10 protein-coding genes are annotated in these 12,421 nt (G+C 34.1%); 3 read left to right on the plus strand and 7 right to left on the minus strand.

All coding sequences use genetic code 11. The features are described from left to right. The first annotated feature begins 61 nt into the window (after positions 1-61). The 3 genes from def to mazG all read left to right on the plus strand — a co-directional run bounded on the left by def (position 62) and on the right by mazG (position 2,028). Complete coding sequence (gene def / locus GMA17_RS01980; RefSeq protein WP_248398570.1) at positions 62-652, plus strand: peptide deformylase; 591 nt, start codon at positions 62-64, stop codon at positions 650-652. A gap of 53 nt (positions 653-705) precedes the next feature. Further along, complete coding sequence (locus tag GMA17_RS01985; RefSeq protein ID WP_248398573.1) at positions 706-1,137, plus strand: DUF5606 domain-containing protein; 432 nt, start codon at positions 706-708, stop codon at positions 1,135-1,137. Positions 1,138-1,254: 117 nt separating this feature from the next. Further along, positions 1,255-2,028, plus strand: a complete 774-nt coding sequence (gene mazG / locus GMA17_RS01990) for a nucleoside triphosphate pyrophosphohydrolase (RefSeq protein WP_248398576.1) — start codon at positions 1,255-1,257, stop codon at positions 2,026-2,028. Between the two features lie 855 nt (positions 2,029-2,883). Here the strand turns inward: mazG and GMA17_RS01995 are convergent. The 7 genes from GMA17_RS01995 to GMA17_RS02025 form a co-directional block, all read right to left on the minus strand. Further along, on the minus strand, positions 2,884-4,878 hold the full coding sequence (locus GMA17_RS01995; protein WP_248398579.1) for a DUF349 domain-containing protein: 1,995 nt from the start codon (positions 4,876-4,878) through the stop codon (positions 2,884-2,886). 103 nt (positions 4,879-4,981) lie between these two features. Further along, positions 4,982-5,719 carry a shikimate dehydrogenase gene (locus tag GMA17_RS02000; protein ID WP_248398581.1) on the minus strand — a complete coding sequence of 246 codons (738 nt, stop codon included), beginning with the start codon at positions 5,717-5,719 and terminating at the stop codon, positions 4,982-4,984. Next, the gene (locus GMA17_RS02005; RefSeq protein ID WP_248398583.1) at positions 5,712-6,731 is read right to left on the minus strand and encodes a DUF368 domain-containing protein; all 1,020 of its coding nucleotides are present in this window, start codon (positions 6,729-6,731) and stop codon (positions 5,712-5,714) included. Before GMA17_RS02005 ends, GMA17_RS02000 begins: the two co-directional genes overlap by 8 nt. Continuing rightward, positions 6,731-7,741 carry a DUF368 domain-containing protein gene (locus GMA17_RS02010; RefSeq protein WP_248398584.1) on the minus strand — a complete coding sequence of 337 codons (1,011 nt, stop codon included), beginning with the start codon at positions 7,739-7,741 and terminating at the stop codon, positions 6,731-6,733. The genes GMA17_RS02005 and GMA17_RS02010 overlap by 1 nt, the downstream gene beginning before the upstream one ends. Positions 7,742-7,797: 56 nt before the next feature. Further along, positions 7,798-9,186, minus strand: coding sequence for a tetratricopeptide repeat protein (locus GMA17_RS02015; RefSeq protein ID WP_248398586.1), 1,389 nt, complete (start codon positions 9,184-9,186; stop codon positions 7,798-7,800). Between the two features lie 136 nt (positions 9,187-9,322). Then, the gene (locus tag GMA17_RS02020; protein WP_248398588.1) at positions 9,323-10,516 is read right to left on the minus strand and encodes an aspartate aminotransferase family protein; all 1,194 of its coding nucleotides are present in this window, start codon (positions 10,514-10,516) and stop codon (positions 9,323-9,325) included. Positions 10,517-10,518: 2 nt separating this feature from the next. Beyond that, positions 10,519-12,372, minus strand: a complete 1,854-nt coding sequence (locus GMA17_RS02025; RefSeq protein ID WP_248398590.1) for an OstA-like protein — start codon at positions 12,370-12,372, stop codon at positions 10,519-10,521. Between the last annotated feature and the right edge of the window lie 49 nt (positions 12,373-12,421).

Genomic DNA, 12,421 nt, shown 5'->3' on the forward strand with positions numbered 1-12,421 from the left:
TTTTATAGGTATAATTAAGAAGAATTGTATTTTTGCAAAGAATTAATAGATAAGAAAATCCATGATATTACCTGTTGTAGCCTATGGCGATCCTGTATTAAAAAAAGTAGGAAAAGAAATTGCAAAAGATTACCCAAAACTTGATGAGTTGTTAGCGAACATGTATGAAACCATGTACAATGCGTTTGGTGTTGGTCTTGCTGCGCCACAAATAGGTTTAGATATTCGTTTGTTTCTAGTAGATACATCTCCTTTTGCGGAAGATGATGTGTTATCAGAGGAAGAACAGGCCTTTTTAAAGGATTTTAAGCAAACTTTTATAAATGCTAAAATACTAGAGGAAACGGGCGATGAATGGGCGTTTAATGAAGGTTGTTTAAGTATTCCAGATGTTCGGGAAGATGTGTTTAGAAAACCAACAATTACGATAGAGTTTTACGATGAAAATTTTGAAAAGCATACCAAAACCTATGATGGGTTAGTAGCACGTGTAATTCAACATGAATACGATCATATTGAAGGTGTTTTGTTTACAGATAAGCTATCATCATTAAAAAAACGATTAATAAAAAGTAAACTTTCAAACATTTCTAAAGGAAAAATTAATGTGGATTATCGCATGCGTTTCCCAAGTCAAAAAAAGAAACGATAATATTTGTTTAACATCAGTAAACGTTTGATATTTGCCCTCTTTAAAATGAAAATATGAGTCTAGAAAAAATATTATCAATAGCAGGAAAACCAGGATTGTATAAAATGATTGCCCAAACACGAGGTGGCTTTGTAGCCGAATCGTTGTTAGATGGTAAAAAAATGTCTGTAGGCATTCATCATAATGTAAGTATCTTGAGCGAAATTGCTATTTATACACTTACCGAAGAAAAACCGTTACGTGAGGTTTTTAAATTGATTAAAGAAAAAGAATCAGGTAACGAAACATCTATTAGTCATAAAGAAAGTAAAGACAAATTAGAAGAATATTTCTTTGAAGTTTTACCAGATTATGATGAAGATCGAGTGTACGCTAGTGATATTAAAAAAATTATTCAGTGGTATAATTTACTTCAAAAAAATGACTTGTTAGATTTGGAGGTAGAAGCTGGAACCGAAGCTGTAACAGCGGACGAAGAAGAATAAGACCATTTATTATTTTGAATATAAAAAATCCAGTAATGCTTTTGCCTTACTGGATTTTTTAGTTTGTTATAATCCTAAAGACACTAAATTTAATTGTAATTTTATCAAAAACCAATTATGAATACCAGAGAAGATCAACTCAAAGCTTTCGGTAGATTATTAACCATTATGGACGAGCTGCGTGTGCAATGTCCTTGGGATAAAAAGCAAACTATGGAAACTTTAAGGCACTTGACCATAGAAGAAACCTATGAATTAGGCGATGCTATTTTAGATAACGATTTAGAGGAAGTCAAAAAGGAATTGGGTGATGTGCTGTTGCATATTGTTTTTTATTCTAAAATTGGAAGCGAAACGAATGATTTTGACATTGCGGATGTTTGTAATAGCATTTGCGAGAAACTTATTCATAGACATCCACATATTTATGGTGATGTTAAAGTGGATAATGAAGCAGATGTAAAACGAAACTGGGAAAATTTAAAACTTAAAGAAGGCAAAACGAGTGTCCTGGAAGGTGTTCCAAAAAGTTTGCCAGCATTGGTAAAGGCAAGTAGGATTCAGGAAAAAGTTGCAGGAGTAGGATTCGATTGGGAGGAGCCAAATCAGGTTTGGGAAAAAGTGGAGGAGGAGCTTCAGGAATTTAAAGATGAAGTGAACGCTGGTAATCAAGAAGCTATGGAGAGTGAATTTGGCGATGTCCTGTTTTCTATGGTAAATTACGCACGATTTTTAAAAATTAACCCAGAAAACGCTCTTGAACGCACTAATAAAAAATTTACCAAGCGCTTTCAATACTTGGAAGCAAAAGCGAAATCTTTAAACAAAAACCTCAAAGACATGACTTTGGGTGAAATGGACGTTTTTTGGGAAGAAGCTAAAAAGCGGTAATTGAAAACCGTTTTTCAGGTTTTCAAATAGTTTCATATTGGGAAGAAGCTAAAAAGCGGTAATTGAAAACCGTTTTTCAGGTTTTCAAATAGTTTCATATTGGGAAGAAGCTAAAAAGCGGTAATTGAAAACCGTTTTTCAGGTTTTCAAATAGTTTCATATTGGGAAGAAGCTAAAAAGCGGTAATTGAAAACCGTTTTTCAGGTTTTCAAATAGTTTCATAATGGGAAGAAGCTAAAAAGCGGTAATTGAAAACCGTTTTTCAGGTTTTCAAATAGTTTCATAATGGGAAGAAACTAAAAAGCGGTAATTGAAAACCGTTTTTCAGGTTTTCAAATAGTTTCATAATGGGAAGAAGCTAAAAAGCGGTAATTGAAAACTGTTTTTCAGGTTTTCAAATAGTTTCATAATGGGAAGAAACTAAAAAGCGGTATTTGAAAACCGTTTTTCAGGTTTTCAAATAGTTTCATAATGGGAAGAAGCTAAAAAGCGGTAATTGAAAACCGTTTTTCAGGTTTTCAATAGCTTCAACTTTGGTGAATGTAAAAATATGTAATTTTATTTTGCTGATTTTTAGTTTGATAGGTTTTTATTAAGTCTTGTTTTAAAAAACTTTCAACCCAAAAGATCCAAATCAATTTTCTGTGCGTATATATTATAATTGTACGTTGAAAAAGTAGATTAATAGCATAATCAAAAATTATCTTTCCTTATAACGTACATGTAGGTAGAATTAGTTGTTTAGGTTGGGACAAAACAACTATTAGTTAGTTTAGTTAGAAAAAATCCTGCTTGACGTTCTTATGCGACAAGCAGGATTTTGTATTTGAGACCTTTATGGTTTGTGGTGTCTTTCTAATATAATTCTTTAATTTTGCGCAATTTGGTTTTCCACAATTTCAAATCTTGCTTGTGTTTTTCAATATTTTTATGAACGTCTTGTACCAAAGGATTTTCATCATTAACATTCTGAAAAAATTGCAAGTTGTTTTCCAACTGATTTATTTCTGCTTTAATTTCAGTAATACGCTTTCTAATAAAAATACGCTCATTGTCTAAATGCCTAGAATCTTGTGCATTATTAAGGGATTCTAACTTGGTTTCAAACTTGATTAGTTCGGCTTCATTTTTATTTAAATTCAATTTTTTGAAAACACCATCCAAGGCTTTATTTAATTTTCCTTCAATATAACGCTTGTTTGAGGGAACATTACCAACCGACTTCCAGTTTTCAATAAAGGATTTAACGGTTGCTAAATCTGTTTCCTTGTCACCAGATAATTCCAAGGTTTTCAATTCCTCAAGCAATTGCACTTTTTTGGTAAAAGCTTCATTGCCTTCCGCGTTTACGGCATCTTTAGCCTTGTGCAAACGGTCAAAATAATAGTTGCAAGCTGTTTTAAACTGTTTCCAGATTTTATCACTATTCTTCCGAGGTACATGACCAATTTTCTTCCAATCGCTTTGAATTTTCTTCATTAAAGCTGTAGTGCTTTCAAAATCCTCACTATCTTTATTGTCTTCTGCTATTTGAATTAAATCCATTTTCTTTTGAAGATTATCAAACTGCGATTTCTTTAAATTTTTATAAAAAGCATTTTTCTTGCGATTAAAGTTTCTTACTGCATCTTTAAATTTTGCCCAAGTTTCCTCATTTACCTTAATAGGCACTTTTCCAGCACTGAAAAATAAATTGCGAAATTGCTCCACATCTTTAATGCTATTTTGCCAACCATTATGTGAATCAGCTCCTTTTTCACTGATTTTGTTGATCTGAAGAATTATTTCATTTTTAACTTCTAAATTCTTCTCGTAAACTTGATCTAATTCAGCAAAATAAACTTGGCGCCTGTCATGAATGGTTTTCGTGGCAGCTTTAAAACGGTCCCATACGGCTTCACGATGTTCCTTATCAACAGGGCCCAATTCTTCCTTCCACATTTTATGTAGCACCTGTAACTCTCTAAATGCACGATTTAAATCTTCGTCTTTTGCTAACTCTTCAGCACGCTCAATAATTTTTAATTTCTGATCTAAATTATGTTTGAAATCTAAATCCCGTAAATCCCGATTTAAATGTAGAAAATCATAAAAAACCTCAACATGATGATGGTAACTATTCCAAGCATTATTGTATTTGTCACGTGGAATTGGGCCAGCCGTTTTCCAACGATCTTGGAGTTCCTTAAAGTGTTTATAGGTAGTATTTATATTTTCCTCATCATTAAATAATCCTTTTATTTCTTCAATAATTTGAAGCCTATTGGCTAAATTATCTTTTAGGTTATTTTCTATGTTTTTATGATGCGTGTGTAGTTTGCCTTTGTAATCTTTGTATATATCTTTAAAACGTTTTTGCAGCGGACTGGAAAAAAAGAAATCGATTTCATTTCCGCCTTCGTTTAAAAATTCTTCCTTTTTCTCGTCTAGTAAAGTGTTAAACTGCGATTTAAATTCCGAACGAATTTCCTCTACTTGCTTTTTAATGGCTTGCACTTTATGGTTTGTAACCAAATGTTCCAGCTCCTTCACCAAGGCTTCCATAGACATTTTATCATAGTCTTTTTCTTCAATATGATGCCTGTCTGCATTGCCTTCATCCTCGGCGTCTTCCGCATTGGATTCTTCAATCTCATTAATGACTTCATCATGATCTTCGGTAACCGTTTCTGCTGCTTTTTCAGTTTCATTTGCTGTTTCAGCTTCTACAGGTATTTCTATTTTTTCTATGGCTTCTGAAGGTGATGATTCATTTGCAACGTCCTGGTTTTCTTGAACGTTTTCAGTAGTTTCCGGTTGTAACTCTTCTGGTTTTCCATCTGCTTTTGGCAGGTTATCGTGCTCTGACATTTTGTAAATGTGTTAGTTTTTTAAAATAACTCTAGCGTTAAAGATAACAACAACTACAATAACTACAAAAGGTTAACCCGTATTAATGTTACAAATGGTGTAATTAGTATGTGTTCCAAATACGCCATGCTTTCTCTGCTTGGAATTTCAACATTTGTAAACCGTTAATGGTAGTCGCGTTTTTAAGGTTGCCATATTTTAAAAACTGGGTCTCTTCAGGATTGTAAATTAAATCGTAAAGAATGTGGTCTTTTGTAAGAAATTCATACGGGAGGTTAGGAGCGTCCGTGATATTTGGGAAGGTTCCTAAAGGCGTGCAATTTATTATAATTAAATGCTTGGAAATGGTAGCTCCCTTTAATTCATTATAAGTTAAATATTCAGGATTTTCACGTGTTCTAGACACAAATTTGTAGGATATGCCTAATTCATCCAATGTAAAAGCTATGGCTTTACTAGCGCCTCCTGTTCCTAAAATTAAGGCATGTCTATGAGTAGGCCGTACATGTGGTTTTAATGATTTTTTAAAACCATAACAATCCGTATTATAACCTACTAATTCACCTTTTTTAGTGCGTTTTATGGTATTTACAGCACCTATTTTATGTGCTTTTTTGTGGAGCTTATCTAAATAAGGAATAATGGTTTCTTTATAAGGAATCGTCACATTTAACCCGACTATTTCAGTACTTTCAAAAATGCTTAAAACGTCTTCAATATTTGGGATATCAAAATTTTCATAAGAGGCGTCTGTAATAGCTTCCGACGAAAATTTATTGGAGAAATAATTTTGAGAGAACGAATACGAAATATTCTTACCAATTAATCCGAATTTACGCATGTTGTTTCTGTGTTTTTTGTCCGTAAAATTCCAAGGCTAAGACAATGGCAATTCCAAGAATTATATAAACTAAAGCCAAATAGGTTTCCGTGTTCATTTCCGGGAAATAGCGTTCGTAATTTTCAATAATTTTCTTTCCCGAAGAATCTAATAAAGCGGTTCCATCTGTCTGTAATTTGAAGAGCGTTTTTTTCCAAGGCCAAACCACGCCTAATGATCCGACTATGAATCCAATAATTGTTGCCAATGTAATACTTTTATAATGTTTCAGGATGTAACTTAATACATGCGAAAAGGTAACGAGACCCACTACAGAACCTAGGGTAAATACGGTTAATATTTTAAGCATGCGAATACGAGCGGCATTTTCTATAAAACTGAAATCCCCTTGAATAACTTCTGCAAAGGTATCAAACAAGGCATTTACAGAATCCACTAATAATAACACATAGTTACCTAATAAAATAAGTATAAAGGAGCCAGAAAATCCTGGAAGTGTCATGCCTGATACACTAATAATGCCGCAGAAAAATACAAACCATAAATTATCATTTTCCATTGCTGGATCTAAAAAGCTGATGCTTACACCTAAAATAATTCCGATAGCAAGTGCTACATAGGTTTTAAAATTCCAGTCTTTAAAATCCTTACTGATGTAATAAATGGAGCCAATAATCATACCGAAAAACACACTCCAAACATAGAGTTCATAATGTTTTATAAGGTAATCCAGTACTTTAGAAATACTAAAATAACTGATAATCATTCCTAAAAAAAGTAAGCTTAAAAACCGCCCATTTATATATTGATAGAAACTTTTAAACCGTCCGTTAATTAATAGTTTAAAAGCCTTTCGGTTAATTTTTTGAAGGGAATAAATAAACTCTTCATAAAAACCAGCAACAAAAGCAACTACACCTCCAGAAACTCCAGGGACCTTATTAGCAGCTCCCATTCCCAACCCTTTTAAGATTAAGAAAATTTTATCGGTGAAGGTTCGTGTGCTTTGCATTACTTGACTTTTTTACCGATGCGTTCTAGAATAAAAATAGTTAAGAATCCCGTAATCATAAGGATAACGGCTGGCACTAATTGCGGATCCAATCCGTTGTTTTGAATGGAATACATATTAGGTAAAATACTGGTTTCCGAAATCACTTTAAACGAATCAAAGTCGGTTATCTGCTGCTGATAAATGGTTAAATTCCCGAATGTTGTAATGTCCGATAATGGCGTTACTAGTCCAGATGTTTTCTCCATAACTAAATCGGTTAATTTCCATGGCCAAACCTTATTTAAAGAACCAAAAATAAAACCTGTTAATAGGGCTAACGTGATGTTGTGATAATTTTTAAACAACCATTTTAATACGTGACTAAAACTTAATAAACCAACTAAAGCACCACCAGCAAAAAGGGCAATCCGCTGTAAATCGAAATCGTGAAAAGCATCACTTAATGTTTTATAAGCGCCTAATATTAGAAGTATAAACGAACCGGAAATACCTGGTAAAATCATGGCGCAAATAGCAATAGCCCCTGCAATAAATAAAAAGTAAGGCGATTCATTACTTGCCGAAGATGGTAATGTTGTAATGTAAAACGCTAAAACGGTTCCAATAATTAGTGCTAAAACGGTGGGTAAATGCCACTTATTTATTTGTTTTCCTACAAAATAAATACTTGCAATAATGAGTCCGAAGAAAAACGACCAAATTAAAACGGGGTGATATTCTATCAGGTATTTTGCCAAACGCATGAAGGATACAAAGCTGACAATAATTCCGAGTAATAATGCGACTAGAAAATTACCATTAAATGCTTTCCAAAAGGCAGAAAAGCCAGACGTTTTAAGCGTTTTAAACAGGCCTAAATTAACATTACTAATGGTTGTAATTAATTCTTCATAAATACCAGAAATAAAGGCAATGGTTCCACCGGAAACACCAGGAACTGCATCAGCTGCTCCCATAGCCATTCCTTTAAGCGTAATTAGTAAATAGTCGGATAAACGTCTTTGCATGATTTAATTTTAAGTACAAGAAACCAAAGGTAAATAAATAAAATCAGACGTGTAACTTATAGTTTTGCTTTTAGCAGCGATTTTACGGGTTGCGATTTGTAAATACTTGGAAAAAGTTCCTCAATAATAAATACGAATTCCGCATTAAAACGCAAACCATTCTTTAAATGATAGGAACCTTTTTCAGTTTCTGAAAGCATATAGTTTAAACCAGCTAAACGGAATTCAATCTCCGCATTTTCTGGATAGAATTCAGAAGCTTGAATAAAATTATAAATGGCCGCCTCGGTTTCACCTAATTTATGTAAAATATCGCCTCGGGTTAACCAGGTATTCAGCTCATGATTGCCTAATTCTAAGGCTTTTTTATAGCCGCGTTCTGCTTCTTCTAAAAGATGTAAACGTTCATTAATTTGCGCGTATAACTTCCAATAATGGACATTGTCGCTATCAATATTAATGGCTTTATTAATGTAGTAAAGCGATTTTTGAAAATTTTTCTGACGGTTATAAAATTTAGTTATCGCAATCCAACCTTTATCTAAAAGTGGATCTTCTTCAACTGTTTTATAGAAATATTGAACAGCTAAATCGTTATCTCCTAATTTTTGATGGCATAAACCAATGCGTAATAAGGCAAAGGAAGTAGGATCGTCCAAAGTAAGTGTAATGCTGTAATTTTCAATAGCTTCCGGGAAGCGTTTTAATTTTTCAAGAACTTTTCCTTTCTCTAGGTAAGCACCAATAAAGCGATCGTCTGAAATAATAGCGAAATCGAAAGCTGTTAGCGCTTTTTCATAATCTTTTAAATCGTAATATTGTTTGCCCAATTGATGCCACGCTACTTCACTATATGGATTCTTTTCTAAAAACATATTTAAATACGTGATGGCTTCTTCGTGTTGCTCTAAAAAGTCAAAACAATAAATCATATTGTGCATGGCTGAATAATCTTCCAAATCAGATTCCAAACATTTCATGAAATTGGTTTTAGCTTCTTCAAACTGATCTAAAAACAAATGTTCCATACCAATCAATGAATAAATATCAATTGGATCCTCGGTAAGTTTTAATGCTTTTTCTAGAACTTCAATTGCCTTTCTATGATCGTCACGTTTGGATAGAATATTAGCTTTTTGGATATAGATTTCCTCATTTAATGGTTCTAATAAATAGAGTTCATTAATTAGAGCATCGGCTTTTTCTAAATCGTTTTCAAAGACGAATATTTCGACTTTAAACAATTTTAAATTCGTAGATGTGGGATGTTGCTGTAAACCCAGCTTTATAGCTTTTTTGGCCAAAGCAATTTTACCATGATTCAGATAATGATGAATGATATTCTCAAATTCTTCGGAATCGAAAAACAAAATATGGTTCGTTTTTAACATCGATTCGAATCGGGTAAGGGATATTTTATTGTTGTCGTTTGGACGTAACTCCATAAGCTAATTTATATAGTTTTTCCTTGAATAAATGTAAGGCTCTAATTGGCGTTGCAGCCCAAAAGGTTTAAATGTTTTTAACAAAGTAATCAACAATTAAGCCATAATTTGAGCTTAAATACTGTGAAACAGGTTTTTATCCTGCTTGATTTCTTTGAATATCATCCAGAATAGTCGTAATTATTTGACAACCTTTCATGATTTCTGCGTTACTGATGGTTAAAGGTGGTGTGATTCGAATAGCTTTTGTTTCAAATAGCAACCAGAACAGTATAAGTCCGGCCTCTTGCGCTTTTAAAACGACTTGGTTTGTAATGTCTGCAGAAGGTGTTAGGGCAGCTAGCATTAAGCCTCGCCCGCGAATTTCGGTTATCAGTGGATGTTTGAGATGTTTTTTAATCAGTGCTTCTTTTTCTAAAGTTGCTTCCATTAAATTGGATGATACGACTTCAAGTAGGGTAGCGTGTGCTGCTGCTGCAATTACGGGATGTCCACCAAATGTGGTAATGTGTCCTAATTTCGGGTTGGCTTGTAGGAGTTTCATCAAATCAGTTGAAGCCGTAAAAGCACCAATTGGCATGCCACCGCCTAAACCTTTTCCGGTAACTAAAATATCCGGAATACAGTTATAATGTTCAAAGGCAAATAATTTTCCAGTTCTACCAATGCCTGGTTGAATTTCATCTAAAATCAATAATGCACCAACCTCTTGACAACGTTTTTTTACTTTTTCCAGATAGCCGTTTTTTGGTTCAATAAAACCGGCGCCTCCTTGAATGGTTTCTAAAATAACACCAGCTGTTTTGGTGGTGATATTTTGAATATCAGCCTCATTATTATAAGCGATAAAACGTACATCTGGAACTAATGGACGAAATGCTTTTTTGCGTTCTTCAAAACCCATAACACTTAAGGAACCCATAGTATTTCCATGATACGCGTGGTGGGCCGAAATAATTTCGCTTCTTCCGGTTGCGCGTTTAGCTAATTTTAAAGCACCTTCTACAGCTTCCGTTCCTGAATTTGTTAAATAGGTATTTTGTAAGGATTCAGGTAAGTGTTCAGCCAATAATTTAGTAAGTGCCACAGCCGATTCTTGAATGTATTCGCCATAAACCATGACATGCAAATACTTGTCCAATTGTGTCTTAATGGCTGCTATAACTTTGGGATGTTTATGTCCTAGAGTACAAGCAGAAACACCTGCAACAAAATCTAAAAAAGCCTTGTTGTTTGTATTATAAATATAGGAACCTTCTGCATGAGATACTTCCATAGCTAAAGGGTGTGGCGATGTTTGCGCCTGATATGTATAGAAATCTGTTTTCACAATTAATTATCATCTGAATTGATCCCGGTTCCAATACTCGGTTTTTTCTTTGGGTTTTCTTTAATTTCCTTTTTCTCGTCTTTATCAGGATTTAAAGCTTCGTCTGGAATATTTCGAGATACTTTTGATTTTTTTACATCGTTAATCTCGGTTGGAACTGCCGTTTTGTTAGTGTTTTTATCAGCTTTTTCAACCCGCTTTAATAAGGCGTCATCAAAAAATTCTTCTTGAGGTACATAATCCTCAAGCCCCTTTATTTTAGGTAGATTAAGTGGCGGATCGTCACTAAATAAATCTTCCACACTTTTTGGGCGTTCCTCATCACGCCATACAAACCCTCTTAACAATCGACCGTTTTCTGGGAACTGTGTTTCGGGTGTTGTTACAGCATCCGGTTGCTTGAATCGAATAAATTGTTCAATATCACCATCGGCAAATAGGATTGAAATGCTACCTGATTTGGCTTTGTCAATACCAATTAATTCCTGCTCGTCATTACGCGCATAATAAATGGATTCGGCATTTTTATCAATATCTACTTGACGCAAATTATTTTCATCATTAAATAAACCAACTAAAGTTTTTCCTTTAACCTGATTATAGCCATCTTCACTAATAGTATCTCTACTAACAACAAAGGCATTTTCAAAAACAAAAAGGGAATCTATTTTTTCCGTTTCTGGATTGGATTTTATGTGAATGGTATCACCCGTCATTTGGTTTTGAAGATTCCAAAGAACCGGGTCTCGACGCTTGGCAAAGGCATCTTGAGACCCTAATCGTCTTAAATTAATTAACTGGGTTAAACCCGACGCATGGTTAACATGTACCGAATCTGCTTTACCACTCATATCCGATTTATAGAACTTCGCATTTCTAAATCCGCGTGTAATTCGTTTTTCTGGTTTTCCTGTAACCATCAAGGTGTCCGCATGCATATATATAGAATCGTTTTCTTGAACCGTAATAGCTAATGCACGTTTGGTAATAAACACCGAATCCTTCGCTTTATAAATTTCGGCATAATGGCCTTTTATTATGCTTTTATTAATGGTATCTGTGACTTTAATATTATTAGTAGCAGAGGCAAAACTGCGGGTGTTATCAAAATACATACTATCGCCTTCAAAAATACGGTTGTCATAATCTATACGCGTTTTTTTAATGCCATAACCTGTTTTGTTTTCGGTATCATAAAACCCTTTTTCGCAATAGGTTTTACTTTCATCGGTTACAATAGTGGATGGTCCATATAAATAGGCGTGACCGGTTTCTGAATAGAAATCTAGTTGATTGGTATTAATCACGTAATCTGGATTATCCAAAACCACATTATTTACAAATTGGTATTTTTTAGCGTTCATATAATAGCGGCCAATTTGGCTGGTAATGGTTCCCGAAGAATCACGCACCACACGACCACCACTTTTATAATACGATTCCTGTTTAACACGATCAAAATAAAGGGTATCTGTTGTTAAAATGGAGTTTGGTTCTTCCAGTTCTACTTTGCCACTGGCAAATGCTAGTTGGGTTTTTCCGCTATATTCTACATATTCGGATTTCATGTTTATGGTATCACCTTGTTTCATGGTGACGTTTCCGTAGGCTTCCACGAAGTTTTCATTACTATACAAATTGGCTTGATCGCACCACATGTCTATACCTTCGTGAATAACATGCACTTGACCGGAATCATCACGTGTCATGACTTTTAAACCAGGTTCTACGGCATCATCAAAGTTTAAAAAACCCGAATAAACAATTTGAATTTGCTTTTGCTCTTGGGCTGATGCTGATGTAAATACTAACAAGCAGCAGATGAATAAGCTATATATAAGGATTGATTGTTTCAAATTATAAAATTTGCCTCAAAAATAATGATAAAAATGAAGTGATGGGTTT

This window comes from Bizionia sp. M204 (genome assembly GCF_023205095.1).
Taxonomy (GTDB): Bacteria; Bacteroidota; Bacteroidia; order Flavobacteriales; family Flavobacteriaceae; genus Algorimicrobium; species Algorimicrobium hallyeonense.